The sequence below is a fragment of the Methylobacterium segetis genome (assembly GCF_004348265.1).
GTDB classification, from domain to species: domain Bacteria; phylum Pseudomonadota; class Alphaproteobacteria; order Rhizobiales; family Beijerinckiaceae; genus Methylobacterium; species Methylobacterium segetis.
This window is the reverse complement of record NZ_SMNT01000017.1, coordinates 36,231-63,219: the sequence shown is the minus strand read 5'-3', so window position 1 is coordinate 63,219 and position 26,989 is coordinate 36,231. Positions and strand designations below refer to the sequence as shown.

Annotated in this window: 27 protein-coding genes; 12 read left to right on the top strand and 15 right to left on the bottom strand. The window is 72.3% G+C overall.

Annotation, left to right across the window (positions count from 1 at the left end; all coding sequences use genetic code 11):
* Positions 1 to 1,001, bottom strand: a 1,001-nt coding sequence (locus E1J50_RS06710; protein WP_165937803.1) for an amidohydrolase family protein, incomplete at its 3' end; no start/stop codon positions are given.
* Positions 1,001 to 2,074, bottom strand: a complete 1,074-nt coding sequence (locus E1J50_RS06705; RefSeq protein WP_132251696.1) for a molybdopterin-binding domain-containing protein — start codon at positions 2,072 to 2,074, stop codon at positions 1,001 to 1,003. The genes E1J50_RS06705 and E1J50_RS06710, both read right to left, overlap by 1 nt.
* Positions 2,075 to 2,424: 350 nt before the next feature.
* Between E1J50_RS06705 and E1J50_RS06700 the strand changes: the two genes are divergently transcribed.
* Positions 2,425 to 3,387, top strand: coding sequence for a beta-ribofuranosylaminobenzene 5'-phosphate synthase family protein (locus E1J50_RS06700; RefSeq protein WP_207919161.1), 963 nt, complete (start codon positions 2,425 to 2,427; stop codon positions 3,385 to 3,387).
* Positions 3,388 to 3,528: 141 nt separating this feature from the next.
* Here E1J50_RS06700 and E1J50_RS27160 read toward each other — a convergent pair whose 3' ends face one another.
* Positions 3,529 to 3,666, bottom strand: coding sequence for a hypothetical protein (locus E1J50_RS27160; RefSeq protein WP_165937802.1), 138 nt, complete (start codon positions 3,664 to 3,666; stop codon positions 3,529 to 3,531).
* 275 nt (positions 3,667 to 3,941) lie between these two features.
* Here E1J50_RS27160 and E1J50_RS06695 point away from each other — a divergent pair, with 275 nt between their 5' ends.
* The 6 genes from E1J50_RS06695 (at position 3,942) to fae (ending at position 9,659) form a co-directional block, all read left to right on the top strand.
* Complete coding sequence (locus tag E1J50_RS06695; protein ID WP_132251692.1) at positions 3,942 to 4,835, top strand: NADP-dependent methylenetetrahydromethanopterin/methylenetetrahydrofolate dehydrogenase; 894 nt, start codon at positions 3,942 to 3,944, stop codon at positions 4,833 to 4,835.
* A gap of 25 nt (positions 4,836 to 4,860) precedes the next feature.
* The gene (locus E1J50_RS06690) at positions 4,861 to 6,069 is read left to right on the top strand and encodes an ATP-grasp domain-containing protein (protein ID WP_132251690.1); all 1,209 of its coding nucleotides are present in this window, start codon (positions 4,861 to 4,863) and stop codon (positions 6,067 to 6,069) included.
* A complete protein-coding gene (mch, locus tag E1J50_RS06685; protein WP_132251688.1) occupies positions 5,999 to 6,973 on the top strand; it encodes a methenyltetrahydromethanopterin cyclohydrolase in 975 nt (324 codons plus the stop codon). Before E1J50_RS06690 ends, mch begins: the two co-directional genes overlap by 71 nt.
* Before the next feature lie 175 nt (positions 6,974 to 7,148).
* On the top strand, positions 7,149 to 8,072 hold the full coding sequence (locus E1J50_RS06680) for an ATP-grasp domain-containing protein (RefSeq protein ID WP_132251685.1): 924 nt from the start codon (positions 7,149 to 7,151) through the stop codon (positions 8,070 to 8,072).
* Positions 8,073 to 8,074: 2 nt separating this feature from the next.
* The gene (locus E1J50_RS06675) at positions 8,075 to 8,917 is read left to right on the top strand and encodes a triphosphoribosyl-dephospho-CoA synthase (RefSeq protein ID WP_132251683.1); all 843 of its coding nucleotides are present in this window, start codon (positions 8,075 to 8,077) and stop codon (positions 8,915 to 8,917) included.
* Between the two features lie 229 nt (positions 8,918 to 9,146).
* Positions 9,147 to 9,659, top strand: coding sequence for a 5,6,7,8-tetrahydromethanopterin hydro-lyase (fae, locus tag E1J50_RS06670; protein ID WP_132251680.1), 513 nt, complete (start codon positions 9,147 to 9,149; stop codon positions 9,657 to 9,659).
* A gap of 141 nt (positions 9,660 to 9,800) precedes the next feature.
* On the opposite strand, the gene E1J50_RS06665 is transcribed toward fae, so the two are convergent.
* Entirely contained in the window at positions 9,801 to 10,502 is a 702-nt protein-coding gene (locus E1J50_RS06665; protein ID WP_132251678.1) for a HisA/HisF-related TIM barrel protein, read from the bottom strand.
* A 33-nt stretch (positions 10,503 to 10,535) separates the two neighbouring features.
* Here E1J50_RS06665 and E1J50_RS06660 point away from each other — a divergent pair, with 33 nt between their 5' ends.
* Together E1J50_RS06660 and E1J50_RS06655 are read left to right on the top strand one after the other, a co-directional pair.
* Complete coding sequence (locus tag E1J50_RS06660) at positions 10,536 to 11,594, top strand: hydantoinase/oxoprolinase family protein (protein ID WP_245516453.1); 1,059 nt, start codon at positions 10,536 to 10,538, stop codon at positions 11,592 to 11,594.
* A 37-nt stretch (positions 11,595 to 11,631) separates the two neighbouring features.
* Positions 11,632 to 11,832, top strand: a complete 201-nt coding sequence (locus E1J50_RS06655) for a hypothetical protein (protein ID WP_132251673.1) — start codon at positions 11,632 to 11,634, stop codon at positions 11,830 to 11,832.
* A 28-nt stretch (positions 11,833 to 11,860) separates the two neighbouring features.
* On the opposite strand, the gene E1J50_RS06650 is transcribed toward E1J50_RS06655, so the two are convergent.
* Positions 11,861 to 12,292, bottom strand: coding sequence for a VOC family protein (locus tag E1J50_RS06650; protein ID WP_132251671.1), 432 nt, complete (start codon positions 12,290 to 12,292; stop codon positions 11,861 to 11,863).
* A gap of 72 nt (positions 12,293 to 12,364) precedes the next feature.
* Here E1J50_RS06650 and E1J50_RS06645 point away from each other — a divergent pair, with 72 nt between their 5' ends.
* The gene (locus tag E1J50_RS06645) at positions 12,365 to 13,120 is read left to right on the top strand and encodes a helix-turn-helix transcriptional regulator (RefSeq protein ID WP_132251669.1); all 756 of its coding nucleotides are present in this window, start codon (positions 12,365 to 12,367) and stop codon (positions 13,118 to 13,120) included.
* Here the strand turns inward: E1J50_RS06645 and E1J50_RS06640 are convergent.
* Positions 13,089 to 15,011, bottom strand: a complete 1,923-nt coding sequence (locus E1J50_RS06640; protein WP_132251667.1) for a multicopper oxidase family protein — start codon at positions 15,009 to 15,011, stop codon at positions 13,089 to 13,091. The genes E1J50_RS06645 and E1J50_RS06640 overlap by 32 nt on opposite strands.
* Before the next feature lie 258 nt (positions 15,012 to 15,269).
* Positions 15,270 to 16,445 carry a GNAT family N-acetyltransferase gene (locus E1J50_RS06635; RefSeq protein WP_165937801.1) on the bottom strand — a complete coding sequence of 392 codons (1,176 nt, stop codon included), beginning with the start codon at positions 16,443 to 16,445 and terminating at the stop codon, positions 15,270 to 15,272.
* Between the two features lie 336 nt (positions 16,446 to 16,781).
* Between E1J50_RS06635 and E1J50_RS06630 the strand changes: the two genes are divergently transcribed.
* A complete protein-coding gene (locus E1J50_RS06630) occupies positions 16,782 to 17,990 on the top strand; it encodes an MBL fold metallo-hydrolase (RefSeq protein WP_132251662.1) in 1,209 nt (402 codons plus the stop codon).
* 46 nt (positions 17,991 to 18,036) lie between these two features.
* On the opposite strand, the gene chrA is transcribed toward E1J50_RS06630, so the two are convergent.
* Complete coding sequence (gene chrA, locus E1J50_RS06625) at positions 18,037 to 19,446, bottom strand: chromate efflux transporter (protein ID WP_425374914.1); 1,410 nt, start codon at positions 19,444 to 19,446, stop codon at positions 18,037 to 18,039.
* Between the two features lie 68 nt (positions 19,447 to 19,514).
* Positions 19,515 to 20,975: an HWE histidine kinase domain-containing protein gene (locus E1J50_RS06620; protein ID WP_132251659.1), complete on the bottom strand. Its 1,461-nt coding sequence runs from the start codon at positions 20,973 to 20,975 to the stop codon at positions 19,515 to 19,517.
* Between the two features lie 286 nt (positions 20,976 to 21,261).
* On the opposite strand from E1J50_RS06620, the gene E1J50_RS06615 reads away from it, so the two are divergent.
* The gene (locus E1J50_RS06615; RefSeq protein WP_132251657.1) at positions 21,262 to 21,708 is read left to right on the top strand and encodes a tautomerase family protein; all 447 of its coding nucleotides are present in this window, start codon (positions 21,262 to 21,264) and stop codon (positions 21,706 to 21,708) included.
* Between the two features lie 226 nt (positions 21,709 to 21,934).
* Here E1J50_RS06615 and E1J50_RS06610 read toward each other — a convergent pair whose 3' ends face one another.
* The 6 genes from E1J50_RS06610 to E1J50_RS06585 are packed head-to-tail and all read right to left on the bottom strand — an operon-like array spanning position 21,935 to position 26,979.
* Entirely contained in the window at positions 21,935 to 22,894 is a 960-nt protein-coding gene (locus tag E1J50_RS06610; protein ID WP_132251707.1) for a YncE family protein, read from the bottom strand.
* A gap of 35 nt (positions 22,895 to 22,929) precedes the next feature.
* Positions 22,930 to 23,460 (bottom strand): SRPBCC family protein, encoded by a 531-nt coding sequence (locus E1J50_RS06605; protein WP_132251655.1) that lies wholly within the window; start codon positions 23,458 to 23,460, stop codon positions 22,930 to 22,932.
* Between the two features lie 32 nt (positions 23,461 to 23,492).
* The gene (locus E1J50_RS06600; protein ID WP_132251653.1) at positions 23,493 to 24,083 is read right to left on the bottom strand and encodes a DUF447 domain-containing protein; all 591 of its coding nucleotides are present in this window, start codon (positions 24,081 to 24,083) and stop codon (positions 23,493 to 23,495) included.
* Positions 24,084 to 24,086: 3 nt separating this feature from the next.
* A complete protein-coding gene (locus E1J50_RS06595) occupies positions 24,087 to 25,673 on the bottom strand; it encodes a DUF6513 domain-containing protein (RefSeq protein ID WP_132251650.1) in 1,587 nt (528 codons plus the stop codon).
* Positions 25,670 to 26,260 carry an amino acid kinase family protein gene (locus E1J50_RS06590; protein ID WP_132251648.1) on the bottom strand — a complete coding sequence of 197 codons (591 nt, stop codon included), beginning with the start codon at positions 26,258 to 26,260 and terminating at the stop codon, positions 25,670 to 25,672. The genes E1J50_RS06595 and E1J50_RS06590 overlap by 4 nt, the downstream gene beginning before the upstream one ends.
* The gene (locus E1J50_RS06585; protein ID WP_132251646.1) at positions 26,257 to 26,979 is read right to left on the bottom strand and encodes a (5-formylfuran-3-yl)methyl phosphate synthase; all 723 of its coding nucleotides are present in this window, start codon (positions 26,977 to 26,979) and stop codon (positions 26,257 to 26,259) included. Before E1J50_RS06585 ends, E1J50_RS06590 begins: the two co-directional genes overlap by 4 nt.
* Between the last annotated feature and the right edge of the window lie 10 nt (positions 26,980 to 26,989).

Here is a 26,989-nt window from a genome sequence, read left to right as displayed (position 1 = left end):
TCGCCCGCGTTGAGGATCCACTTCTTCGGGTTGGCGCCCTTCCGGCCCGCGAACTGGCGCAGGATGTCGAGGGAGATCGTCACCGTCTGCCCGAACACCACCTGCCCGACGTCGAAGGTCGCGTTCGGGTGCGCCTCCATCGCCTGCGTCAGGCGCTCCGCGGCCGAGCGGAAGCCGCCCGTCATCGGGTTCTCGGGGTCGACCACGCCGTAGGCGTAGAACTGGGCGTGGGCGAAGTGGATGCGCCGCCCCTCCGCCGCCTCCAGCGTCGCCACGAAGGACTCGTCGGCGCCGGGGAGCCCGAGATTGTTGCAATGGACGTGCAGCGGGTGCGGCACGCCGATCTCCTCGACGGCGTCGAGGAGCGCGCTCATGATCTTGCGGGTCGAGAGCCCGTAGGTCGGGATCTCGTCGTCCAGGCTGAGCTTGAGCGCGCCGTCCTTGAAGGCGGAGGCGCCGCCGGCATTGATGCACTTCACCCCGAGCGCCCGCGAGGTCGCCGTGTTGAGCGCCACGAGGTCCCGCACCGCCGCTTTGCCCTCGCGGTCGCGCAGGAGCTGGAGCAGGTGGTCGTCGTTGCCCATCACGCAGAGCGCGCCCCGGTCGAGGAGCGGGATGTCGGCGAGTTCGAGCTGGGTCGCCAGCGCGTTGACCGGCGGCATCGCGGGCTCGACGGCGGTGGTGTAGCCCATCCGCGCATAGTTCGCGCCGATCCAGGCGGCCGAGCCGCCCGCATGCGCGAAGGGATGGCCTTCGGGGGCGGCCTCGCTGACGTAGAGGTCGGGCAGGAGCAGCCGCGAGAGCACGACGTTGCCGCCCGCGATGTGCGAATGGACCTCGACGCCGCCCGCCATCACGACGCAGCCCGACGCGTCGACCGTGCGGTCGGGCGCGCGCTCGGAGGGCGCGACGACGCGGCCGCTCTCGATCCAGACGTCGCCGACGGCGTCGCGGCCGGCCGTCGGATCGACGACCCGTCCACCTGTGATCCGGATCAGCATCAGGCGCCCTTCTGTTCGGTGAGGCGGTCGCGGATGCGGCCGAGCACGTCCGCGGCGCTCGGCGCGCCCGCGGCGGCATCCTTGGCCGCGAAGTACGTCAGGGCGGCGCGGCCCTCGTTCCAGAGCACGCCGTCCGCGCTCTCGCCCGGCACGCCGACCGCGATGACGATCTCGGCCGTGCCCGCCGCGGCCTCGGGGCTGCCCTCGCCGACGAGGGCGATCGCGGGCAGGCTGCCGAGCCAGTCCGGGAGCGGGGCGGGCAGGGCGCCGAGCCAGAGCGCGGCGTCGGCCTCGCCCGCCGCGACCTGGCGGGCGGCGTCGAAGCGCCAGGGATCGTGCTCGGGCAGGCCGCGCCCGAAGCCGACGCGGGGCGCCTGCCCCGTCGTCCAGGCCGAGAGCTGCACGACCGCCCGGTCCTGGCCGGGGGCGTCGGAGACGGACAGCGCGAAGAAGCGCGTCGACTCGTTGATCTCCTTGACGAGGCCCTGGAGCATCTCGACGCCCATCTCCCCGATTTCGGACGGATCGTAGAGGGCGACGCCGAACTGCGCCGCGTAGAGGCGTTTGGCGAGGTCGGCATAGGGCACCTCGCCCGCCAGATGGCCCTTGGCGAAGGCGCGCAGCTGGCCGAGCGAGACGGCGAGGCCGCCGGCCTCCGCCGCGTAGGTCTGGGTGGCCGCATTCGCCCGGCCGCCGAGGGCGAGCAGGCTGCGCACCGCGCCCGCCGCCCGGCCGCGGCTCGGGCCGGCGGCGGCGATGGCCTGGAGGACGGAGCTGCGCCAGGGTGCCTCGCCGACGACGAGGACGACGTCGGCCCGTCCAACGGACTCGGCGGGCGTCGTCGTCATGGCGCCGGTGCGGCTGAGCGAGCCGAGCTCGGCATAGGTCCCGGCGGCGCCCGCCGTGTCGACCGAGGCGCCGGCGGCCGCCGCCAGATGATAGGCGGCGCGGATCGCCGCGAGGTCGGCCGACAGGCCCGCTACAACCGGAGCGTGTGACGCGGCGAGGAGCGCGGCGGCCGCCTCGATGGCCGTACCCGCATCCGTCGCGCTCCCCTTCACCCAGGCAGCCATCCGACCTCCCTCGCATTCGAATTGGAGCACCGCGGGGTCGGCTGAGGCCGCAGGGCCTCGCGCGACCGGTCGGGACCCGGGGTCCTCGTCGGCCGATGCACGGGGGCGCACGTTTGCATCGGTCAAAGCCGGCAAGCAAGAGCCGCCGCCGGTTTTCCGCGGGTCGCGGGATCCGCCATGTGGATCGGGCGAGGTGGATCGGACCCTGGGGATCGGAGGTTGCCCCGCACGGGCGCTCCGTTAGAAAGACCGGGCGAATTCCAGCAGATGCGGCGGGGCGGCGCCCGGACGGGAGAGGATCTGAGGTGACGGCACTCCCGGACCGGCCGCTTCGTGCGAGGCAGGACGCGATCGGCGAAAGCGGCCCCGCCGAGGCCGCGTCGGTGCGCGTGCGCGCTCCGGCCCGCCTGCATTTCGGGTTCCTCGATCTCCATGGCGGGCTCGGGCGCCGCTTTGGCAGCATCGGGCTCGCCGTCGATGCCCCCGCCGTCGATCTGGTTGCGAGCCATGCCGCCACCCTCTCGGCCGAGGGCGACGAGGCGGAGCGGGTGCTGGCCTATGCCCGCGCCGCGGCCGGCCATCTCGGCGTGCCGGGGGCGGCCGCCTTCCGCGTCGAGGAGGCGATCCCCGCCCATGCCGGCTTCGGATCGGGCACGCAGCTCGCCCTCGCGGTGGCGGCCGCGCTCGCCCGGCTCCACGGCCGGGTCTTCGACCCGCAGGATTTCGCCGACGCCCTCGACCGCGGCAACCGCTCCGGCGTCGGGCTGGCCGCCTTCACGGAGGGCGGCCTGATCGTGGACGGGGGCCGCGACGCGAGCGGCAGCCCGCCCCCGGTCATCGCGCGGCTGCCCTATCCGGAGGCGTGGCGCGTCGTCCTGATCCTCGATGCGAGCATGACGGGGGTGCACGGCAAGCGCGAGGTCGAGGCGTTCCGCGATCTGCCGCGCTTCCCCGAGGGCGAGGCCGCCGAGATCTGCCGCACTGTCCTGATGCAGGTGATGCCCGCCGTGGTGGTGGCCGATGCCGACGCGTTCGGGGCAGGGATCACCGCGATCCAGCGCCGGATCGGCGACCATTTCGCCCCGCACCAGGGCGGGCGCTACGCGAGCCCGGCCGTTGCCGAGGCGCTCTCCGTCATCGCGGATCGCGGCGTGGCCGGCTACGGGCAGAGTTCCTGGGGGCCGACCGGCTTCGCCCTGCTGCCGTCCGAGGCGGAGGCCCGCGCCCTGGTCGCCTCCCTGGAGCGGCCGGGCCCCCTGCGCTTCGTGATCGCGCGGGGCCGCAACACGGGCGCGAGCGTGGACGCGACCTGAGACCGGCGCGACGGGCTCCCTCTCCCATTCGGGAGAGGGTTGGGGTGAGGGGTGTGACCTCTCCGGAAAGACCTGATCCCTCACCCGGTGCTCTGACGCGCACTCGACCTCTCCCGGACGGGAGAGGTGGATCCGGGCCGGTCAGCCCTTCTTGATGATCGGCGCGGGCTCGACCGGCGCGGGCGGCGGCTTCGGCGCGCAGGCCGTCGCGGCCAGCGCCAGGGCAGCTGCGATGGCGCCGAGGATGATCTGCTTCGAGGTGGGATACAAGGTCGTCACGGTCGTCTCCAGAATTGGACCGTGGGCAAACCTATCGAGAATGCGTCCGCCTGATAGTGCATTCTTGCAACGCGCCCTGAAAAGCAGTCGTTGAAATTCGAATATTTCGAATGTGCAATTGCCGGAAGATCCCGGGCTGTCGGCCGCCCCATGGCGGCTCGCGCGATACGTTTTCCTGGGACATGGCGCTTGACCCGGCCCTGCCGGAGGGTTTTTGACCTGTCGCGAGGCACGGCGCGTCCGGCGGCGGCCGATCTCGGAGGAGAAGACCGAACATGGCGCGCTCGATCCTGCACATGCTCACGCCCCTCAAGCACATGAGCCCCTTCGACGTGAACATGGCCGTCGATGCCGGCTTCGAGACCATCGTCACCTACACGGGCGTCGACCTCGCCGACGTCGTCTCCCTGACGCAGGACTCGATCTTCTCCCGCGCGCCGCAGGACGGCACGCGCACCGGCCTCTTCATCGGCGGCAAGAACGCCGAGGACGCCCTCGACATGGTGGACCGGGCGAAGAAGGCGTTCGTGCCGCCCTTCGCCAACCACGTCTTCGCGGACCCGGCCGGCTCCTTCACCACCGGGGCCGCCATGGTGGCCGAGGTCGCCCGGGCGCTCCGCTCGAAGTTCGGCACGGACCTCAAGGGCAAGCGCATCGTCATCTTCGGGGGCGCCGGCGTCGTCGCCTACGTGGCGGCGGTGATCGGCGCGCTCGAAGGAGCCAAGTCCGTGCTCGTCGGCCATGACGGCGAGGAGCGCGTCTCGAAGATCGCCTTCACGATGAAGTGGCGCTTCGGCATCGAGGTCGGCGCCGTCGACGGCTCGACGGTCGAGGCGCGCCGCGCCGCGATCCGAGATGCCGAGGTGATCCTCTCGGCCGGCCCCGCCGGCATCCCGATCCTGTCGGCGGAGGATCTCGAGTCCGCCCCGAAGCTTTTGGTCGCCTCGGACGTCAACGCGGTGCCGCCCGCGGGCATCGCGGGCATCGACGTCAACGCCGTCGACGTGGCCCTGCCGACCGGCAAGGGGCTCGGCATCGGGGCGCTCGCCGTCGGCAACGTGAAGTACCAGACGCAGTGCCGGCTGTTCCGCCGGATGCTCGATTCCTCCGAGCCCCTCTGCCTCGATTTCCGCGACGCCTACGCGCTCGCCGTCGAGATCGCGGGCTGACGCCGAAGGCTCAGGCGCGTCCGTCGTGGCCGGGGAGGCCCTCCTCGTCGCCGCCCAGTCGGGCCGGGCGCTCGCCGAGAGCGCGCGGCGGGCGGGCCTCCGCCCCTTCGTCGCCGACCTGTTCGGCGATGCCGATACCCTCGACCTCACGGAGGCGTATCGGCCGCTGCCCGGCCGCTTCGGCACCGGGCGCCTCGGCGGCGGCGCGCTGCTCGCCGCCCTCGAGGCGCTGGCGGAGCGCGCGGGGCCGCGCTGCCTCGGGGTGGTGCTCGGCTCCGGGCTCGAAGGCGCGCCGGACCTGATGGCGGAGATCGCCGGGCGCCACCGCCTGATCGGGGCGGCGCCCGAGGCCGTAGCGACGCTGAAGGACCCGCTCGGTTTCGCGGCTCTGTGCGCGCGGCTCGCGATCCCGCACCCGGCCGTCGCGCGGGAAGCCGTCGACGATCCGGCCAATTGGCTCCTGAAGCGGGCGGGCGGCTCCGGCGGCAGCCACATCCGCGCGGCGACGCGGGGCCGCCCTCCGCAGGGCGCCTATTTCCAGGCCCGGGTGCCGGGGCGGGCCTTCGGCCTGAGCCTGTTGGCGGACGGGCGCGACATCGCGATCCTGGGGCTCACCGAGCAGTGGAGCGCGCCCTCGCGCCTGCGGCCGTTCCGCTACGGCGGGGCGGTGTTGCGCGGCGCGACGGAAACGCCGGCCCTGCCGGCACGCCTGACCGCGGAGATCGCGGGAGCGGTCGCGCGGCTCGCCGCCGAGACCGGCCTGCGCGGGCTCGCCAGCGCCGATCTCCTGTCGGACGGCGAGCGCTGGTGGCTCACTGAGATCAACCCGCGCCCCGGCGCCACCCTCGACATCCTCGACCGGCGCGGGGAGAGCCTGCTCCTGGCGCATATGTCGGCGAGCGAGGGCCGTCTGCCGCCGCTCGGTGCCCCGCCGGTGGATGCGGCGGCCGCCGAGATCTGTTACGGGGCGCGGGACTACCGCCCGGTGCCGCGGATCGCGTGGCCCGATCATGCCCGCGACCGGCCCCGCGCCGGCACGGACGTGGCCCGGGACGCCCCGCTCTGCACCCTGCTCGCCACGGGCCGGGACGGGGCGGCGGCCCGGGCGGCTTTGCGGGAGAGGGCGGCATGTCTGCACGCCCTCCTCGACCAGGAGGAAACCGATGAGCACGAGTGTGAAGTATCCGAGCGTCAACGCGCTGACGGCGCCCCTGGTGGAGCGCCTCGTCGCTGACGCGGAGGTCTTGCGGCTCGCGGTGACGCAGGAGCCCGGCGGCGCCCGGATGGTGGATGCCGGCGCGAGCGTGCGGGGCTCGATCGAGGCCGGCCGGCGCATGGCGGAGATCTGCCTCGGCGGCCTCGGCACGGTGACGATCAGCCCCTCGGGCCCCGTCTCCTCCTGGCCCTATTCCGTGGTGGTGCACGCCAACGACCCCGTCATCGCCTGCCTCGGCAGCCAGTACGCGGGCTGGAGCCTCGCCGACGAGACGGGTGATTCCGGCTTCTTCGCCCTCGGCTCGGGCCCCGGCCGGGCGGTCGCGGTCGTGGAGGATCTCTACAAGGAACTCGGCTACCGCGACACCGCCTCGAAGACCGCCCTCGTGCTCGAGGCGGCGAGCGGCCCGCCGGCCTCGGTCGTGGCCAAGGTGGCGGAGGCCGCGGGCCTCAGCCCCGAGGACGTGACCTTCATCTTCGCGCCGACGCAGTCGCTCGCCGGCTCGACGCAGGTCGTCGCCCGCGTCCTCGAAGTGGCGCTCCACAAGGCGCACACGGTCGGCTTCGACCTCCACAAGATCGTGGACGGCATCGGCTCGGCCCCGCTCTCGCCGCAGCATCCCGACTTCATCCAGGCGATGGGCCGCACCAACGACGCCATCATCTACGGCGGCCGGGTGCAGCTCTTCGTCGAGGCCGACGAGGCGGATGCGCGTCAGCTCGCCGAGCAGCTCCCCTCCACGAACTCGAGCGACCACGGCTCCCCGTTCGCCGAGATCTTCGCCCGCGTGAACGGCGACTTCTACAAGATCGACGGCGCCCTCTTCAGCCCGGCCGAGGTGATCGTCACCTCCGTCAACACCGGCAAGAGCTTCCGCGGCGGCCGCCTGATGCCGGAACTCGTCGAGGCGTCGTTCGCGTAAGGCGGGCTCCGATCACCTCTTCCGTTCGGGAGAGGTCGAGTCCGCGGCACGCGGACCGGCTGAGGCGTGCGGCTCTTCCTGAGATGCCGCACGCCCCGACCCAGCCCGCTCCCGAACGGGAGAGGGCGGGCGCCTCCCGCGAACACCCTTTGTCCTCCACCGGAACCCTCCCTCCATGCGCATCGGGCTCGCGGCCGATAACGGGTCCTGGCACAAGGGCCGCCTGAAGGCGGCGCTCACCGCGCTCGGGCACGAGCCGGTGCTGTTCTCGCTCGCCGACGTCGCCGTCGTGACGGGCAGGGGCGAGCCGCTGCGCGTGCCCGGATTTTCCGACGCGCTGCCCGACGGCGTGCTCCTGCGGACGATCGCGGGCGGCACCTTCGAGGCCACGACGATGCGCCTCGGCGTGCTGCACGCCCTCGTCGCTTCGGGCGTGACCGTCTGGAACAGCCCCGTCGCCATCGAGCGCTCCGTCGACAAGGGGGCAACCTCCCTCCTCGTCGCCCGCGCCGGCCTGCCGACGCCCGACACGTTCGTGGTCTCGAAGCGGGAGGCGGCGGCCGAGATCGTCGCCCGCGAGGCCGGGCCGGGCCGGCCCCTCGTGCTGAAGCCGCTCTTCGGCTCGCAGGGCGAGGGGCTGCAGCTCGTCGAGCGGCCCGAGGACCTGCCGCCGGAGGATGCCGTCAACCGCGTCTACTACCTGCAGCGCTACGTGCCGCGCAGCGACGGGCTCTGGCGCGACTACCGGGTCTTCGTCTGCGAGGGCCGCGCCATCGCTGGGATGATCCGCGAGGGCGACGGCTGGATCACCAACGTCCACCGGGGCGGGCGCCCGCACGCCTGGGCGATGCCGGCCCGCGCTGCCGACCTCGCCGAGGCCGCGGCCGCCGCGGTCGGCGTCGATTATACCGGCGTCGATCTGGTGGAGGACGGGGAGGGCGGCTTCCTCGTGCTCGAGGTCAACAGCATGCCGGCCTGGTCCGGCCTGCAGCGGGTCACCGAGGTCGACATCGCGGGCGCGATCGGTCGCGGCTTCCTCAACGCGGTGCGGGCGGCGCGGCCCGCTCTGCGCCCCGCCCTCATCGCGGCGCAGGGCTGAGGATGGCGGGCCTCGCACCGGGCCTGATCGCCTCGCTCTACCGGGCGGCCTGCCTCGCCGAACTCGACGCGATCAAGCCGGGCAACGTCCACGTCCACGGTGCCGGCCACCGGATGCAGGTGGCCGATTTCGTCGCGAGCGCCGAGGTCTCGGCCCCCCACCTCGCGGCGCCCGGCGCCGGCGTCGGCGCCCGGGTCGCGGGCGCGATGGACGCGACGATGCGCGCGGTCGGGCAGAACACCAATCTCGGCATCCTGCTCCTCTGCGCGCCGCTCGCCGTCGCGGCCGAGCGGGGAACGACGCTTACCGTCGTGCTCGCCGGGCTCGACCAGGCCGATGCGGACGGCGTCTTCGCCGCGATCCGCCGGGCCAATCCGGGCGGGCTCGGGCAGGCGGCCCGCCACGACGTGACGGCGCAGGGCCCCGTCCCGCCGCTGCGGGAGGCGATGGCGGAGGCGGCCGATCGCGACGCGATCGCGCGCGCCTACGTCACGGACTACGCGGAGCTCAGGGCCATCGGCCTGCCGGCGCTGCGGGCTGCCCGCGCGTCCGGCCTCGTCCCGCCCTGGACGACGACCGCCGTGCATCTCGCCTACCTGACGCGGCTGCCCGACAGCCACATCGCCCGCAAGCACGGGGCGGCGCGCGCCGAGGCCGCCCGCGCGGAGGCGCAGGCCGCGCTGGCCGATCTCGCCCTCGGGGAGGGCGCGGCGGCGGCGCTCCTCGCCCACGACCGGGCGAGGAAGGTGGCCGGCCTCAATCCCGGCACGAGCGCCGACCTCACCGTCGCCACCCTGTTCCACGAGGCCCTCGCGGAGGCGGGCGCGGGGCTCGACGGAGCTTAGCCGGGCAGGCGCCGGAGCCCTGCAGGCAGAGCAGGGGATGCCCGCGATAATTTACCGAGACCGGAGCTTGGTGCAGGGTTGTTACGGGCAGGGGGCCGCTGTAGGGTCCGCGCCGCTATCCGGGCTAACCGGTTCGGCCCCCTGCCGAACGTCGCAAACAAGGATGGCCATCGGCTGTGCCTGATTCCGGGGCGGCCGAATCTTTTCGATTAGCAGGGAGAGACCCCGAATGGCAAAGATCAACAAGGTGCAGGTCGGCGAGGCTCTCGTCGGCGACGGCAACGAGGTCGCCCACATCGATCTCATCATCGGACCGCGCGGCTCGCCGGCCGAGACGGCTTTCTGCAACGGCCTCGTGAACAACAAGCACGGCTTCACCAGCCTGCTCGCGGTGATCGCGCCGAACCTGCCGTGCAAGCCGAACACGCTGATGTTCAACAAGGTCACCATCAACGACGCCCGTCAGGCCGTCCAGATGTTCGGCCCCGCCCAGCACGGCGTCGCCAAGGCCGTCCAGGACGCGGTTGCCGAGGGCATCATCCCGGCCGACGAGGCCGACGACCTGTACATCCTGGTCGGCGTGTTCATCCACTGGGAAGCGGCCGACGACGCCAAGATCCAGAAGTACAACTACGAGGCGACGAAGCTGTCGATCCAGCGCGCCGTCAACGGCGAGCCGAAGGCTTCGACCGTCACCGAGCAGCGCAACTCCGCTCAGCACCCCTTCGCCGCCAACGCGTAGATCGGGGACAGTCCTGGGCAGAGCGCGCCTCCGCCCGCACCGCGGGGCCTGCTCCAGCGACTGGCTTCCATCTTCCTCGGCCGCTAAGGCCCTTCAGGTGGGACGGCACACGCCGTCCCACCTTTTTCGTGCGCGGCCGTCTCAGCCATCGGCGAGATCCGCCGCCGTGATCCGCCCGTCGTGGATCGCGGACGCCACGAGGGCGCCGGCAGCGCCCGCCTCGCGCAGCGCCGCGAGATCCGCCGGCCCGCGCACCCCGCCCGCCGCGTAGAGCCGCGCCCGCGGCGCCGAGGCTCGCACCTGCGCCAGCCCGTCGAGATCCGGCCCCAGATCGGCGCCGATCCGCGCCAGCGTCATCACGATCACGTCGTCCGGCCAGATTTCGGGCCGCGCATGGATCCCCGCCGGGTCGAGGCGGTCCGCCCCCCGGCTGTCGAGGGAGAGAACGGCGCGCGAGCCGCACGTCCGCACGAGACCCGCGTCCCGCTGGCTCTCGCTGCCGAGGACGGGCCGGGCGAGGCCGCCTTCGACAAGGGCCTCGACGCCCGCCGCCTCCGCGAAACCCGCGTCGAGCCAGAGGGTGGTGCCCGGGCAGGCGCGGGCCACGGCCGCGACGGAGGCGAGGTCCGGCGGCGTCCCTTCCATGATGGCGTCGAGGTCGGCGAGGTAGAGGATTTGCGCCTCGACTGCGTCGACGAGCGCGGCCGCGACCGCTCCCGGATCGGATCCCTTTGCCAAGGGCGTCTCGATCGGGGCATAGGAATGCCGCTCGCCCCTGCGCGCCCGCACCACGCGGCCGTGGCGCAGGTCGATCACCGGGATGACCGCGAAGGACGTCCCCATGTCCCACCTCCCTCGTGCCCAGGAACCGAACGCTTGACCCGAGACGGCGCGCCCCAATCCGAGCCCACGATCGGCTGGGATCTCGGAGGGGTTCATGTCAAGGCGGCCCTCGTCTCGGAGGGGCGGGTGCAGGCGGTGGTGCAGGCGCCGTGCCCCCTCTGGCGCGGCCTGCCCGCCCTCGACAAGACCCTTGCGGACCTGCCCGACTGGACCCGCAGGCCGGCCCGCCACGCGGTCACGATGACGGGCGAGCTGACGGATTGCTTCAGCGACCGTACGGACGGCGTCGCCAAGCTCTCGGCCTGGGCGCGGGCGGCGCTGCCCGGGCCCGTCGCGATCTATGCCGGCCGCGCCGGCTTCGTCGCGCCGGATGAAGCGGAGCCCCGCGCGGCCGACATCGCCTCGGCCAACTGGCACGCCACCGCCGCCCTCGTCGGGCGGCACTGTGCGGACGGCCTCCTCGTCGATATCGGCTCGACCACCGCCGACCTGATCCCGGTCGTCGCGGGCCGCCCGGCCGCGACGGGCTACAGCGACGCCGAGCGCCTGGAGACGGGGGAACTCGTCTATACGGGCGTCGTGCGCAGCCACCTCGTGGCGCTCGGCCCCGACGCGCCCTGGCACGGGCGCCGGACCCGCCTGATGGCCGAGACCTTCGCCAACACGGCCGACATCTACCGGCTGACCGGCGACCTGCCCGAGGGGGCGGACCAGCAGCACAGCGCCGATCTCAAGGGCAAGTCGATACCCGAGAGCGAGACCCGGCTTGCCCGCACCATCGGCCGCCACCGGGGCGAGGGGAGCGCGGCGGAGTGGCGGGCGCTCGCCGCCCATTTCGCGGAGGCGCAACTGCGCCTCCTGCACGATGCGGCCGCCACCCTGCTGTCGCGCCCGGACATCGCGGCGGACGCGCCCCTCGTCGCCTGCGGCGCGGGCGCGTTCCTGGCCGAGCGGCTGGCGCTCCGCCTCGGGCGACCGTGCCGGGCCTTCACCGACCTCGTGGCCGATCGGATCGCGGGCAGCCCGGACTGGGCCTCGACCTGCGGCCCCGCCGTCGCGGTCGCCCTCCTCGGCGCCGCGGACCTTCCGTAACCTCGAACGTTCTCCTCACCCGACCCCGGAGTCCCACATGCGCCCGACGCAGAGACTTGCCCGCATCCTGGCCACCCGCTCCAGCGGGGAGATCGAGCTCGCCATCGCGACCGCCACGGGCGAGACCCTCAAGGTCCTCGCCACGCAGGAGCAGATCGACATGCTGGTGGACGAATTGGAGGACATCCTGAACTCGCCCACGGAGGAGGGGCCGGGCGGATCGCCGGACGCCGCCTGAGACCCAGGGCGCTCGCGCCGCCCGGGTCTCAGCCGGCCCGGAGGGTCGCGCCGGGCTGGACGTCCAAGACCCAGGTGATGCCGAAACGGTCCCGGACCATGCCGTAGAGCGGCGAGAAGCTTGCCGGCCCGAGTGGCTGGACGATGGTCGCGCCCTCCGACAATCCCTCCCAGTAGCGGCCGATCTGCTCGGGATCGTCGCCGCGCGCCGAGACGAAGACGGGGATCTCGCCGGGATCCCACGCCCTGGCCGAGGGGACGTCGTAGGCCATGATGTGGAAGCCGTCCGCGGCGAGAACCTGCCCCCAGATGACCTGATCGGCCTCGGCGGGGTCCGAGACGGCGTGCGCCTGGGCGTAGGTGAACGCCGTCAGATCGCCTCCGAAGACGGATCGGTAGAACGCGAGGGCTTCGCGGGCGGCGCCGCGGAAATTCAGGTGGGTGGTCGTCTTGATGCTCATCGCGCTCTCCTCTTCGCGGGCGACAGGGAGCACGCTAGACCGGGCCAACTGACACTTTCCGGCAGTTGCACGATGGCCCGATCGGATCGCCTGCTCCGGCTTCTCCAGGCGATGCGCGTGATGCCCGCGCCGATCACCGCGGCGCGGCTGGCGAAGGAGACGGAGGTCTCGCTGCGCTCGCTCTACCGCGACATCGACAGCCTCCGCGCCGCCGGCGCGCGGATCGAGGGCGAGCGGGGCTACGGCTACCGGCTGCTCGAAGACTACGCGCTCCCGCCCCAGACCTTCGACCGCGCGGAGATCGAGGCCATCGCGCTGGGACTGGCCGAGGTCCGGCACATGGGCGATCCCGCGCTCGCCGAGGCGGCCCGCTCCGTCCTGGCCAAGGTCGCCGCCACCCTGCCGGACGACCGCGAGCAGCACCTGTTCCATGCGATCTCGCAGGTCTACCGGCCGGACGCGCGCTACGGTGCCGTGCACGAGATGGGGGCGATCCGCGAGGCCTGCTGGCGGGAGGAGGCGCTCGCCATCCGCTATGCCGACAAGGGCCGCGCGGTCAGCGAGCGCACGATCCTGCCGCTCGCCGTGATGTACACGAACAGGACACTGACCGTGCTCGCCTGGTGCTGCCTGCGCGAGGACTTCCGGATGTTCCGCACCGATCGGATCATCGAGCTGAAGCCGGCCGGGACGAGCTTCCGGCCCCGGCGCGTGACGCTGCTCCGCACCTACCTCGCGGCGTTGAGAGACCGTCACGACGGGGCCGGCCCCTCGGCGGCTTCGGCGCTATTACCTGTCAGGCCAGGAGACCCGGATCGACCACCGTGAAGGGCCGCATCATCTCGTTGTCCTCGTGGGAGAGGATGTGGCAGTGCCAGACATAGGTCCCCGGCAGGTCGAAATGCATGATCGCGCTCAGCATCTCGCCCGGCCCGACCGTCACGGTATCCTGCGCTCCGAGCTCCTCCGGCCGGAGCGGCACCGGGTCCCCGACGAGGATGTCGGCCGAGCCCGGCGCGTCGCCGATGGTCCCGATCGTGATCCGGCCGTCGCCGTTGAGGTCGTCCGGCAGCCCGTCCGGGGTGGCCGCGCTCGGACCGGCGTTGTTGACCGCGTCCGTGAACACGATCTTGGACTTGCCCAGCACCTGATACTCGACCTGATGCACGTGCACCGGATGGGTATCCTCAGTGAAGTTGTAGAAATTCCAGATCTCGGTCGTGCCGAGCGTCGGGTCCTCGGTGACCGGGTGGTCCCAGTGCAGCGGCCCGAACGGCACCGGATCACCGGCGATGTCGCGGGTGTCCTGGGCAACGCCGAGCATCGGCATGACGCGGCCGAATTCGTCCTCCTGTTCGAACAGGCCGAGTTGGCGGGTCTCGACCGCATCGTTCGGGTCGAGCGGCACGAACCCCCGGTTGAGCACGCTCCCGTCCGCGACGCTGGCATCGTGCTCCGCCGGCCCGTTCGCGATCTCGAACCGCATGACCTCACCGACACCCTGGTCGGGCGTGGCGGCCCTGGTCTCCTCGCCGGCGAGCGACCCGTCCGCATTGAAGCCCTGGAACGGGCTGAAGTCCGGGCCGACATTCCGGAGCGTGACGCTGTGGCCGGCCGCGTGGCTGAAGTCGAACACGAGGTCGACGCGGTCGGAGGGCGCGAGCAGGATCTCCTCGCCCGGCTCCTGCACGCCGTCCCCGTCCATCACGGTGATCGCCTGCGGCAGCAATCCGCCATCGGTACCGACCAGGGTGACCGTCACGGACGGGTCGTCGAGGGTGAGCAGGTACGTGCGGGAGTCGGACGCGTTGAGCGCGTGGAACGCGTACTGGCCGGGCCTCGCCTCGAAGGTCGGCCAGGCCATGCCGTTGACCAGCAGGTGGTCGCCGAAGAATTCGGGCAGCACCGTCGGGAACGGACCCGCGTAGTCGGGCGGCAACTCGTCGGCCACTCTGTGGTCCGTGCCCGGGATCGGGTCGTCGGGATAGGCGGGCAGGTATAGGCCGCCGTCGGCGGTGAAGGCCCTGTCCTGAACGATGGCCTCGATGTCGTGCCGGGCATCGGGCAGAACCCCCTCGTCGATCAGCCGCTGCTCGCCCGCGTCGTGGATGCGGTAGAGCCCCGCAAGCCCCGAGCCGACATTGATCCGGGTCAGTCCGAGCGCGTGGTCGTGGTACCAGAGCGTCGCCGCCTGCTGATCGTTCGGGAAGCTGTCCCAGGGCGAGGTGAAGGAAGGTCCGGTCATCCCGAACCCTTGGGTGAACCAAGCCTCCGGATAGCCGTCGCTCTCCGCGGACTGGTGCCCGCCGTGCCGGTGGACGACGGTTGGAATCAACCCTTGCGCGAGCGCCTCACGCTCGCCGTCGTTCATGTGGATGCTGGTGTCGACCGGCAGGAGCGGCCCCGTCGCCGGCAGCTTGTTCACCCACTTCACCTCGATGGGCACGCCCTCCTGCGCATCGATCGTCGGTCCCGGATAGGTCGCGTCCTGTCCGCGCAGGCCGTAGCCCCAGACCGGGGTGAGGAGCGGTGCTCCGCTCGGATCGACGAGGCCGAGCCACTGGTCGAACTGGCGCTCCTCGATGACGAAGCGCCCGCCGCAGGTGGCGTCGATCCGGGGCAGGTTCGGGAGCGCGTTGACGAATCTGGGTTGCGAGGCCGGGTCGAGGAGGGTGGTTGCGCCGCTCGGGTTCGCGCTCGGCGCGATCGTGGCTGTCATGCTCGCCTCCCTTGAAGGTCGCGAGGTGCGCGCAGCCCGGCAGAACTCGACTGGAAAAGATAAAAACAAGCAACGCGTCGGACTGCTCGATCAACTTTGCAGCACAAGCCGCTGTTTTTCCACCCGGAAGAAGGACATCTCGGACGTTTCGTGCGAACACAACGTCTGCTATTCGCTGAGCGGATTGCGCATGATCTGTCGCGATCTCGCTCCGCTGGGCCTCAGGCGGACGGATGTCGCGGGCTTGCCGGTCAGCGGTCAGGCCCGCCCCGTGTCGGCCGGCGCGACCCGCTCGGCCCGCTTCGCGCGGGGGTCGACCCGCTTCCAGCGTCTGTGCAGGCTGCGCGCGACAAGATACAGGCGGCCGCGCAGCGATCGTGCCGCCAGGATTTCGTAGAGCGGCGTTGTCCGGTCGGACCAGTGCGCCTTGTAGCCCTCCTCGCCGACCGTCAGGTCGAACAGGGTCAGGTCTCCGCGGGCGATGCACGCCTGGATCACTCTCTCCATCAGGAGGCGCCCGACGGAGAAGGGAGCCCAATCCTCGCGGTAGGTCGTGAGGATCATCGCGAAGCTTCCGCGGAAGATCGTGCCCCACAGGGCCGCTACCCACTCGCCGTCGACGCGAAGCCCGGCCACCAGGACGCCGCCCTCGGCGAAGCGTCCCTCCGTCAGCCGCTCGTAGAGCGCCCGCTGGGCGGGCGCGCCAAGCGTGTTCGGGAGGCCGGAGGCCACCTGCCAGCGCGACTTGTGGTCGAGGAGGAATCGGACGATCTCGGCGCGTTCGGCCGCCTCTTCGGCGAGCACGATCTCGACCGCGCCCGCCCCCTCCAATTTCCGCCGCTTGCGCCGGTTCTGGCTGAAGAACTGGGTGCTGCGGGCCTTCGCGAAGGCCTCGTAGGTCGCCGGCAGCGTCGCGGCGTAGGCATCCTGCGCGTGCCGGAGGTTCGGCAGCGCGCCGAGCGGATTGGGCACGCCGTCCACCGTGAGCGGCAGGCGCTGCAGCCAGACGAGATCGACGGAGGGCAGGAGATCGAGGATGACGGCCCAGAGCTGCCGGGCGTCGCCGGGTTCGATCCCGGCCGCGAGGCGCCGGTCGATGACGGGCGCGTTGTAGTCGGTCGAGTATCCGCCGAGGAATTGCAGGGCCCGGCCGTGGGCGCCCCGGTAGATCCCCAGAGGCAGGAGCAGCAAGGGCGTTCCGTCAGCTCCGGAGACCTCGACGATGCAGGGCATCACCCCCTCGCACCGGCCGACCGTCTCCTGCCAAGCGGAGAGCCACTCGTAGCTCTGGAAGAGCGTGCAGGCTCCGGCCGCCACCGCCGCGCGCCAGAACGCCTCGGCCTCCCGCAGGGAGGGCCGGATCGCGACGGAGGCGCCGCGGAGCAGGGGACAGGCCCAGACCGCATCGGTGTCGGAGAGGCGAAGCTGCCGCATCGAGGGGATGGCGGTGTCCTGAGGCGTCACGTCCCCTCTATGCCACGGCGGGGCCGCGTGCGCGCAACGGCTGGTGGAGGCGGGCGACACGCCGCCCGCGGCCTGTTGCGAATTTGTCTCGGCGGGCGTCCCGGGCCCGAGACCGCCCGCCGGTCGGAGATTGCGGGCGTCCGCCTGTCCTCTCGCTAGGCGCCGGCCGACATCGCCTTGCTTGCCGACCGTCGAGCTCCATGCGAGACTTCGCGCTTCGGACGCCCGATGAGACGCGCCTCCACGCTCGTCCCGTCCCGCGCCCCTGCTTTCGGTCGGCATTTCGACCTGCAGCGGGAGGTTGCCATGGCTGTCTCAGTCGATCCCCGATCATCATCGCGCGGCCCCTCTCGACGCAGCGAGCGCCCGCGCATCACCTGCGACGACCCGGCGCGGCGGGACCTCCTCTGCGGCGGCGGGGCCGCGGCCCTGAGCCTGCTGCTGGGCGGCCTCCTCGGCGATGCGAGCCCGGCTCTCGCCGAGGCCGTGGCGGGGCCGGTGCCGGAACTCGACGCCGTCGCCGTGCGGATCGTCACCGACAGCTACCAGTTCGCGGTGGCGCCGGGCCGCAAGCTCGACGGGCTCTCGGTCGAGCATTTCGGCTGGGGCATCGCCCCGGATCGTCCGCCGGGCCGCACCCTGGTGAGCGAGTTCGGCCTCTCGATGCACGTCACCTCGCGGCGCGGCGAGGAGACCCGCCGGACCCTGGTGGATTTCGGCTTCACGCCGGAGGCGCTCAACAACAACCTCTCGCTCCTCGGCGTGCAGCCCTCCGAGATCGACGCGCTCGTGCTCAGCCACGGCCATTACGACCATTTCGGCGGGCTCGCCGGCTTCCTCGGCCAGGCCCGGGGGCAGCTCAGGCCCGGGCTTCCGTTCCATGTCGGGGGCGAGGATTGCTTCTGCGCCCGCACCTGGACGGCGCCTCCGGTCAAGGGTGATTTCGGCGTCATCGATCGCGAGGCCCTCAAGGCGGCGAACCTCGCCGTCACCTCGACGGAGCGCCCGGCCCTGGTGGCGGATCACGGCTTCACCTCGGGCCAGATCGATCAGCGCAGCTTCGAGACTTTGCTCTCGCCGAGCGCGATGAAGCTCGGCTTCGCGCACGGCTCGGGCTGCTACCCGGGCGGCCAGGCGCAGGACGAGGGCGGCCAGGGGCTGATCCCGGACCAGTTCCGGCACGAGATCGCCACCGCCTTCAACCTGAAGGGGCACGGCCTCGTGATCCTGACCTCCTGCAGCCACCGGGGCGTGGTCAACGCCATCCGGCAGGCACAGGCCGTGTCCGGCATCGAGAAGGTGCACGCGGTGATCGGGGGCTTCCACCTCGCCCCCTACCCGCCCGACTACGTCCGCCAGACGATCGCGACCCTGAAGGACATCGGGCCCGACTTCGTGGTGCCGCTCCACTGCACGGGCGAGACCTTCTACGAGATCGCCAAGACCGAGATGCCCAAGGCTCTGGTGCGCGCCTACACGGGCACCCGCCTCGTGTTCAACGGATCCGCCACCTAGCCCCGGTCGCGGGACGGGAGCCGGCGGCGGCGCGGGGAGGCGGCCGTCAGACCCATCCGGCGAGGTGCAGGGCCATGCCGGCGGCCGAGCAGGCGAGGAGGGTCGCGATCATGCCGGCCTTGAAGCCAAAGACCGCGACGAAGGCGGCGAGCGCCAGCACGAGCGCCCAGGGATCGAGGCTCGCCGGCACCGGCACGTCGAGGCGGATCGGGCCGGCCGCGAAGGGGCGCACCTCCGCGAAGATCGTGTGCACCGCGAACCAGACCGCGAGGTTGAGGATCACGCCGACCACCGCCGCCGTGATCGCCGAGAGCGCCCCGGCCAGCGCCCGGTTGCCCCGCAGCCGCTCGATGTAGGGGGCCCCGAGGAAGATCCAGAGGAAGCAGGGCACGAAGGTCACCCAGGTCGTGAGCAGGCCCCCGAGCGTGCCGGCGACCAGCGCCGGGAGCGAGCCGGGCGCCCGGTAGGCCGCGAGGAAGCCCACGAACTGCGTGACCATGATGAGCGGGCCCGGCGTGGTCTCGGCCATGCCGAGCCCGTCGAGCATCTCGCCGGGCCTCAGCCAGCCGTAATGCTCCACCGCCTGCTGGGCGACGTAGGAGAGCACGGCGTAGGCGCCGCCGAAGGTGACCATCGCCATCTTCGAGAAGAACACCGCGATCTCGGAGAAGACGTCGCCGGGCCCGAGCAGGGCGAGCAGCGCGAGGACGGGCGCCAGCCACAGCGCGCCCCAGACACCGAGAACCCGCAGCGCGTGCCCGTGCGAGGCCCGCTCCCGCGCGAGCTCCGCGTCGCCGAGGAGGTAGGGGCCGCCGTCGTCCCGGGCCGCATCGCCGTGGCCGCCGGCCCGGAACTGGGGCAGGCCCGCGCGACCTCCGAGATAGCCGATCAATCCGGCCGCGAGGACGATGACGGGGAAGGGCACGTCGAGGACGAAGATGCCGACGAAGGAGGCGGCCGCGAGCGCCGCCATGACGGGCCCCTTCAGCGCCTTGCGGCCGATGCGCAGAACCGCCTGCGCGACGATGGCGAGGATGGCGGCCTTGAGCCCGAAGAACAGGCCGGCGACGAGGCCGACATTGCCGTAGAGGGCGTAGATCCAGCTCAGGCCCATGATGGCGACGAGGCCGGGCAGCACGAACAGGCCGCCCGCGACGAGGCCGCCGCGGGTGCCGTGCATCAGCCAGCCGATATAGGTGGCGAGCTGCTGCGCCTCCGGGCCGGGCAGGAGAGTGCAGAAGTTCAGCGCGTGCAGGAAGCGGCTCTCGGAGACCCAGCGCTTCTCCTCGACGAGGACGCGGTGCATCACCGCGATCTGCCCGGCCGGGCCGCCGAAGGAGAGGGCCGCGATCCGCGCCCAGACCGGCAGGGCCTGCCGGAGCGTGACGGGCGCCGGCGGCGCGCGGCGGCCCGCCTCGTGCGGCAGAACGGGGGTGGTGAGCATGGCACCGGCCATGGTCGGGACCTCGCCTCGGGTTCGTTGGTGGGCCGGCGCCTGGATCGTGCCCGGCCGAAGGAGATGTCCTACCGCTCCGGCAGGGGCGCTTCCACCGTGAACACGACGCCGCGCGGCCGGTAGTCGATCTCGGCCGTGCCCCCTAGCTCGGCGGCCAGCGCCCGCTCGATCAGGCGCGAGCCGAACCCCGTCCGGCTCGGCGGCGTGACCGGCGGCCCACCGAGTTCCTCCCAGCGCAGCCACAGGCGGTCCGGCTTCGACCCGTCCACCACGTCCCAGTTGAGGATGACGCGGCCCGTGTCGTTCGAGAGGGCGCCGTACTTCACCGCATTCGTCGCGAGCTCGTGCAGGGCCATGACGAAGGCCAGCGCGAGCCGGGGCGGCAGGCGGAGGTCGGGCCCGCCCGCATGGAACCGTCGGCCGCCGCCGGACTGGAACGGTTTGAGGGCACTGTCCACGATCTCCGCCAGCGTCGCCCCCTCCCAGCTCTCGCGCGTCAGCACGTCGTGGGCGGCCGACAGGGATTGCAGACGGGCGTCGAGCGTGTCCCGCGCCTCGTCCAGCGAAGAGGCGTTGCGCAGGGTCTGGTGGGCGATCGACTGCATCGTCGCCATCGAGTTCTTGACCCGGTGGTTGAGTTCGTCCGCCAATAGCGCCCGGTGTTCCTCGCCGCGCTTGCGCTCGGTGATGTCGATCGAGACGCCGGCCATGCTCAGGGGCGAACCGTCGGCGTGATAGTAGGTCTGGCCCCGGATCTGCAGCCAGCGGATCTCGCCCTGCGGCGTGCGGATGCGGTACTCGATGTCGTAATCCGCCTGCTCCTCGATCGAGGACGCCACGGCCGCCTCCATCCGTGCGCGGTCCTCCGGCACGATGGCGGCGGTGAGATCCTCGTAGGTGAACGGGTCCCGCCCCGAGCGACCGAAATTCCGCTTGCACATGTCGGAGGCGACCAGCCGCCGGTCGGCGAGATCGAGCGTCCAGGTGCCGAACCGGCCCGCCTTGAGCATGAAGCGCAGGCGGTCCTCGCTGTGGCGGAGGTCGCTCGCGCGGCGCTCCACTTCCTGCTCCAGGGCGTCCCGGTCGCGTTGGAGGCGCACCATCCGGTCGCGCTCCAGCGTCACGTCGAACTGGGAGGCGAAGAAATAGGTCAGCGCGCCATCGTCATCGAAGACGGGCGAGATCAGCAGCCTGTTCCAGAAGACCTCGCCGCTCTTCTTGTGGTTCAGCAGCTCGATCTCGATCGGAACACGCCGCTCGATCGCATCGCGGATCCTGGCGACGTCCCGGTGATCGGTTTCCGGCCCCTGCAGGAAGCGGCAATTGTTGCCCAGGATCTCGGCGCGCGCGTAACCGGTGAGTTTCGAGAACGCGTCATTGACGAAGACGATCGGATTGTCGGGCTTGTTCGGGTCGGTGATGATCATCGGCATCCGCGTCGCCCGGACGGCAGCAACGAAGGGATCCGAACTCTTCGAGATCCTGGAGATCTCGGCGTCGATGCGGTCGTGCTCGTGGCGGTTGCTCAAGATCCGCCGCCTCCCACGGCTTAGAGGCGCGCGCCCCTCCGTTGCATTCTATAGCACAGCTTGGCGCGCTGCGTAGCCGAGCGGAGCGGCCGCACCGCACCGCCCCCGGGCCCTCCGGCCTTGCCGGTGCGCTGCGCGGCCGACCCGTTGCGGAATCCGGAGCGGGCATGCTCCAGTCTCGCGCCGTCGCGACCCGGCTCTCGATCGGCGCAGGCCCGGACGCGGCCGGAGCGACGGCACCGTGTCCGCATCGCGGACCGGGACGCCCGTCGAGGAGAGCACAGCCATGCCGACCTACACCGTCAAGACCTCCCATCTCGACCTCACCGCGGGGCAACGGCAGCAGATCGCGACGGCGATCACGGACGCGCACAGCGAGGCGACCGGCGCGCCGGGCTATCTCGCGCAGGTCTTCTTCGAGGCGGCGGCAGCGGGCCTGCACTTCATCGGCGGTCAGCCGAACGGGGTCCCGCACGTCTTCGTCCACGGGCTCATCAGGGCCGGGCGCACGGCCGAGCAGAAGCGCGCCCTGATCGAGGCGGTCGGCGCCCGCGTCGGGGCGGCGGCCGGAATCGGGCGCGAGGACATCTGGGTCTACGTCCAGGACATCGCCGCCGAGCAGATGATCGAGTTCGGCCGCATCCTGCCGGAGCCCGGGCGGGAAGCCGAGTGGCGCCAGGGCTTCTCGCCGGAGAAGATCGGGGATTTCGAGCGGGCCGGCGTGGCGCTCTGAGGGATCGGGCGCGCACGCATGCGAAGGCACGACGCGCCCCCTCTCCCGTTCGGGAGAGGGTTGGGGTGAGGGGTGTGACGTCTCCGGAAAGACCTGATCCCTCACCCGGTCTGCGTGCCGCGGACTCGACCTCTCCCGAACGCGCGAGGGGGCGCGCGTTCGATACCTGTCGGAGCCGGGCCGAGCGCCTCTCGGCGCAGCTTCGCCCCGTCCCGCAGGCCGGCTCCTACCGCAGAAAGTCCCCGAACGCCCTCGGCCCGTCGCCCACCGCGATCTCCTTCGTGACACTGAGCGTTCCGGAATCGATCACGCTCACCGTGTTGGCGCCCCAATTCGCCACGTAGAGCCGGGTGCCGTCGCGGCTTGCCGCGATGCCCTCGGGGTGGTCGCCGACGTCGATCGCCGCCAGGCGCTCCAGGCTCGCGAGGTCGAACACGGTCACGCTCGCCGTGTACTGGTCGGTGACGAAGCCGCGGCCCCTGGCCAGCGCCACCACGTAGGGGCGCTCCCCCGTCTTCACCCGGCCGATCTCGCGCCCCTCCGCGAGGTCGATCACGGAGACGTCGTCCGAGAGGACGTTGGCCGTGTAGGCGCGCTTTCCATCCGGATCGAGGGTGATGCCGAACGGGTGCTTGCCGACCGGGATGGCCTTCGTCTCGCGCCGGCTCGCTGCGTCGATCACCGAGACCGTGTCGGCCTCGCGGTTGGCCACGAGCAGGGTGGCCCCGTCCGGCGTCACCGCGATGCCGGAGGGCGAGGCGCCGACCGCGATCTCGCCGTCCGGCACCAGCGTGCCCTCCTTCGGCACCAGCACGAAGAGCCGCTTGCCGTACCAATCGGCGACGTAGACGGCGCCTGAGCGCGGGTTGCAGGCGATGCCGAGCGGGCCGCCGGGCAGGGGCAGCGTGCCGGTGACCCTGCGCGCGTCGAGGTCGAGGATGGCGAGGCCCGGCCCGTCCGGCCGCGTCACGTAGGCGATCCGGCGGTCCGGCGAGAGGGCGATGCCGGCGGGCGAGCCCGGCACGGGGATGCGCGCCGCCACCGTGCCCGCGTCGAGATCGAGGATCTCGACGGCGTTGGCGCCCTGCACCGTCACCACCGCCTCGGCCGCGCCGGCGGGCAGGGGGTCGAAGAGGGTGGCGAAGAGGGCGGCGAGAAGGGCGAGGCCCGAGAGGCCGGCGCGCAGCCGGCCTCCCGCCCTGGCGAGGCGTGGCACGGGGCCTACGAGCCCTTCTCGACCTTGGCCTTCAGGGCATCGAGGCCGGTCCGGTAGAGGCCGCGCACGGCCTTCTCGGAGTTCTCGTCGTTCAGCTCGGGCGGCGGATCGTTGTTCATGTAGCCGCGGTAGAAGGCGCCCTTCCAAGTGACCTTGGACTTGCCGCCCGCATCCTCGACCTCGATCGTCGAGGAATAGTCGTTCACGGGCAGGGTCTTCACGTCGACCTTGTCGATCCGGTACGAGTAGCTCTTCTTGTCGGCGGAGTACTTCGACAGCTCCTCGACCACCGTGGCGCCGCCCTTCAGGGTCAGGGTGCGGGTCGCCTTGGCCTCGTTGCCGCCCGTTCCTTCCGTCTTCTCGACCGGCGGCAGCCAGCTCATGTCCTGGAAATTGCCGACGACCGCCCAGACCTTGTCGGCGGGGGCGTTGATCTCGACGCTCTCGGAGATCTTCCGGCGCGTCGGCCCGTGGGCCTCGGCGGAGAACGACACGACGGCGAGCGCCGCCGCCGTCGCGAGTGCCAGCATCTTCATGGGGTCCCTGTCTCCTTCACGCGCCGCTTTTCTCAGGCGGCGTCGGGGTTTGCGAGGATTCGGTCGGTGCCGAGGGCGGCCGAGACCTTGTCCTCGATCCAGCCCCAGGCCTCGCGCTCGCGGGGCCCGGCTGTCTTGGATATCGCGATGGCGAGATAGCGCATCTCGGAGAGGACCTTCTCCGGCTCCAGCATGTGGAGGCGCGTCGAGAGGATGGCCGCCTCCAGAACCGCGCTCTGGGCGCGGTTGAAGCCGAGGAAGGGGGCGTGGCTCTCTTGGCGCAGGACGCGCCCCCGATAGCGCGGGCGCGTCGCGTCGTCCTCGACCGAGACGACCGCGAGCTCGGCATGGGCGAAGCTGTCGGCGAGCCGCATCCCGCGGATCTCGGCGCAGGGCACGACCGGCCAGTCGCGCCGGCCGGTGACGCAGCCCGCGATGACGCGCACGTCGCGCGGGGAGGAGGCCGCGAAGACGGGGTTCGCGTCGAGGTTGAGGATCGTGGGCGAGGGCCGGAAGGGGGCGAGGATCCAGTCCGCGCCGTCCTCGATCAGCCCGAAGGGCACGAGGTGCAATTCGCCCGCGGGCGAGAGCGTCGTCACGATGGTCTCGAGGATCAGCGGCATCGATCAGGCCTCGTCCGCCGGCACGAGCTTGCCGCAGACGATCCGCGCCGGCCGCTCGGCCGGCGTCGCGGCGACGCCCTCGGCCTCGGCCCGGGCCGTCTCGGGCTCCACCGTCTCGGGCGGCTCGGCGCCGGCCTCCGTCGGCACAGTCGCGGCGTCCCGCGTGCCGGGTGGCGGCCCGCCGGGGCCCGAATGCTTCGTGTGGCCGGCCTTCTTGAAGGCGGTGGTGTCCTCGGCCTCGTCGTCGGCGGCCGAGCCCCAGCGCAGGGGCTCGTCCTGCACGTAGCGCTTGCCGAGCCGGAACGCCGTCTCGGCCTTGGCGAGCTCGGCTCCCAGGTAGAAGGCGTGGGCGCCGTCGCTCTCCACGTTGAGGTCCGGGAAGAAGGCCATGGCGTCGGTGCCGACCCTGTGGATGTCGCGGTTGTAGACGTGGATCCCGTCCTCGGCGACCGCGATCCGGTAATTCGGATCGCGCACCTCGGCGGCGAGGCCCGCGATCTCGTCGGGTGTCTGCACGAAGGGGCGCTTGTCGTGAAGTGCCAGAAGTGCCCGGCCGTAGCCCTTGGGCAGGGCGGCATCGGCCTTGGCCGCGTACATGACGCGCCGGGCCGCGTCGTGCTCCTCGACGGTGCGGCGCGTGTGGTTCGAGACCTGCACGATCAGGACGTTGCGGATCGCGAGTTCCGAGCACATGCCGAGGAGGAGCGCGGTGACGCCGAGGCTGTCGGCTTCCGTGAGCTCCGTCAGGTTGCCGGTGCCCATCATCATCTCGATGCCGGGGTAGCGGGCGCGCACCTCCCGGTAGCGAGCGATCGAATCGACGAAGCCGAAATGGATCGGCTCCAGGATCGGGTCGGCCATGTAGGGGCGGCCCGCCCGCTCCATCCGCTCGATGGCCCGGTCGAGGGAGGGCAGGTCGTCGGGGCGCATCGGCACGAGGACCGGCACCGCGTCGGTCTCGAAGGCGAGGTCGAGGGTCTCCTCGTTGAGGCTGAGGAGGTAGTCGGCCCCCGCCCCGGCGCCCCGCCGCAGCTCGTCGAGGGAGAAGGAATCGACGCTGACCCTCAGCCCGGCCCCTTTCAGGAGGCGGACGCTCTCCTCCAGATGCGGGAAGGCGGTGTCCGGCAGGCCGCCGAGGTCGATCACGTCCGCGCCGCGCCGGGCGAGGTCGAGGCCCTTCGCCAGGATCTCGTCGGGGCTCATCTTCGAGGCGTCGACGATCTCGGAGAAGATGCGCAGGTCGTGCCGCGACAGGTCGACCGTGCGGCCGGCGAGCCCGAGATGGGCCGGCAGGTCCACGATCTCGTCGGGCCCGCGCTCGACCGGCACGCCGAAATGCCGGCTCAGCGCCTCCGGGTTCGCCCGGCAGCGGCCGGGCAGGACGATGCGGGTCGCACCCTCCGGGATCCGGACCCGGCGGCGGATGATCTCCTCCGTCATCAGCGCGGCGACCTTCACGCCGGCATCCGCGATCGTCCAGGCGAAGCGGTCGGCGGGCAGGCTCGCGGCGACCTTCTCCAGCCGCGCCCGCGCGAGCTTGCCCGTCACGAAGACGAGGTGCTCGCGGGCGCCCTGCTCGGGCGCGCTCACGCGGCCCGCCTCGGGCGCGTGGCCTCGTCGGCGCCCCGCACGACGATGCGGCCGGCGTAGCGAGCGGCGAAGTCGGGGAAGGCGGCGTCGACGAGGCCGAGCCGGGCCAGTTCCGTCGGGCTCGCCCCGGGCGGGCAGGGGGCCGCCTTCACGAGGAGGCAGCGCTCCGCTCCCGTCTCGGCCGCGAGCCAGAGGGCGAGGCTGTCCGAGGTGACGGACCAGCATTCGGGGATGTCGGGACGGCCGGACCGGAGGTCCGCCGGATCCCAGACGGGCAGCCCTCCGGCGCGGGCGCGGCGCGCGGCCTCGGCCGGATTCCGGATGATCGCGATCAACGTCTCGAGGCTCCGGAGGTGATCGCTCATGCGGCCCATGGCATCAAGGGCGAGGCGGTGCGCGGTGGCGTCGTCGAAGCCCGCGGAGGCCTGCTCCCGGCGCACCGCGTCGGCGAAGGGGCCGCCGCCGGGCACCACGATGCAGGGCCCTTCCGCCCCCGCGGCGAGGCCGGCGAGGATGGCGCGCAGGCGCGCCCGGTCGCCGAGCAGGCTCCCGCCGAGCTTGACCACGCTGAGGGCGGGCGCGCTCACGCGGCGTCCCGCCGGCCGAGCGCCCGCAGCGCCGCGACGGCGTCGCCGATGCGGGCGGCGTCGAGCGCGCCCCGCCGGTCCCCGCCCCGGCAGAGGCCGCCCCGGAAGCCGAGATAATCCGGCCGGTGAACGGCGAGCCCCGCGATGTCCTCGATCCTGAGCGAGCCGGCCAGCCCGGCGAGGAGACCCTGCGCCCGGCAGCCGGCGCAGAAGGCGGAGAGGGTGGCGGGCGCCAGGATATCGGTCAGGCGCCGCCCGTCCTTGCTCGCGGTGTCGATCATCGCGCCGACGAAGCCCGCCGCCGCGAAGGCCGCCGGATCCCCCGGTGCGACCCCCTCCTCGGCGAAGAGCACGGCGATGAGGCGCCCCGGCGCGGCGCCCGCCACGGCGGCGAGCGCAGCCGGGCTTCGCCTCAGGTCCGGCGGCACCGCCACCTTGAGGAAGTCGGCACTCGTCCCGGACAGGGCCGACACGCACCGGGCGAGATCCGCCGCGCCCGCAGGCTCGCCGGCCACCGCGCTGGTGGCGGCGCGACCCTTCACCGCCGCGAGGATCGCCGCGATGCGCGCCTCCGGGAGAGCCCCGAGGGCGCCGCGATCCGGATCCTTCGCATCAACGAGGTCGGCCCCGGCGCCCGCCGCCAGCCCGGCCTCGTCGGCGTCGCGCACGCTGACGAGGAGGCGCGGCGCGGCGGGGGAGGGCAGGGACGGATTCGACACGGCGCGCTTC

What these genes read in the sequence shown, in the direction of transcription:
- E1J50_RS06705 (WP_132251696.1), bottom strand. Translation starts at nt 2,074, where the DNA reads ATGGCTGCCTGGGTGAAGGGGAGCGCGACGGATGCGGGTACGGCCATC.
- E1J50_RS06695 (WP_132251692.1), top strand. Translation starts at nt 3,942, where the DNA reads ATGGCGCGCTCGATCCTGCACATGCTCACGCCCCTCAAGCACATGAGC.
- mch (WP_132251688.1), top strand. Translation starts at nt 5,999, where the DNA reads ATGAGCACGAGTGTGAAGTATCCGAGCGTCAACGCGCTGACGGCGCCC.
- E1J50_RS06680 (WP_132251685.1), top strand. Translation starts at nt 7,149, where the DNA reads ATGCGCATCGGGCTCGCGGCCGATAACGGGTCCTGGCACAAGGGCCGC.
- E1J50_RS06675 (WP_132251683.1), top strand. Translation starts at nt 8,075, where the DNA reads ATGGCGGGCCTCGCACCGGGCCTGATCGCCTCGCTCTACCGGGCGGCC.
- fae (WP_132251680.1), top strand. Translation starts at nt 9,147, where the DNA reads ATGGCAAAGATCAACAAGGTGCAGGTCGGCGAGGCTCTCGTCGGCGAC.
- E1J50_RS06665 (WP_132251678.1), bottom strand. Translation starts at nt 10,502, where the DNA reads ATGGGGACGTCCTTCGCGGTCATCCCGGTGATCGACCTGCGCCACGGC.
- E1J50_RS06655 (WP_132251673.1), top strand. Translation starts at nt 11,632, where the DNA reads ATGCGCCCGACGCAGAGACTTGCCCGCATCCTGGCCACCCGCTCCAGC.
- E1J50_RS06650 (WP_132251671.1), bottom strand. Translation starts at nt 12,292, where the DNA reads ATGAGCATCAAGACGACCACCCACCTGAATTTCCGCGGCGCCGCCCGC.
- E1J50_RS06645 (WP_132251669.1), top strand. Translation starts at nt 12,365, where the DNA reads ATGGCCCGATCGGATCGCCTGCTCCGGCTTCTCCAGGCGATGCGCGTG.
- E1J50_RS06640 (WP_132251667.1), bottom strand. Translation starts at nt 15,011, where the DNA reads ATGACAGCCACGATCGCGCCGAGCGCGAACCCGAGCGGCGCAACCACC.
- E1J50_RS06635 (WP_165937801.1), bottom strand. Translation starts at nt 16,445, where the DNA reads ATGCGGCAGCTTCGCCTCTCCGACACCGATGCGGTCTGGGCCTGTCCC.
- E1J50_RS06630 (WP_132251662.1), top strand. Translation starts at nt 16,782, where the DNA reads ATGGCTGTCTCAGTCGATCCCCGATCATCATCGCGCGGCCCCTCTCGA.
- chrA (WP_425374914.1), bottom strand. Translation starts at nt 19,446, where the DNA reads ATGGCCGGTGCCATGCTCACCACCCCCGTTCTGCCGCACGAGGCGGGC.
- E1J50_RS06615 (WP_132251657.1), top strand. Translation starts at nt 21,262, where the DNA reads ATGCCGACCTACACCGTCAAGACCTCCCATCTCGACCTCACCGCGGGG.
- E1J50_RS06605 (WP_132251655.1), bottom strand. Translation starts at nt 23,460, where the DNA reads ATGAAGATGCTGGCACTCGCGACGGCGGCGGCGCTCGCCGTCGTGTCG.
- E1J50_RS06600 (WP_132251653.1), bottom strand. Translation starts at nt 24,083, where the DNA reads ATGCCGCTGATCCTCGAGACCATCGTGACGACGCTCTCGCCCGCGGGC.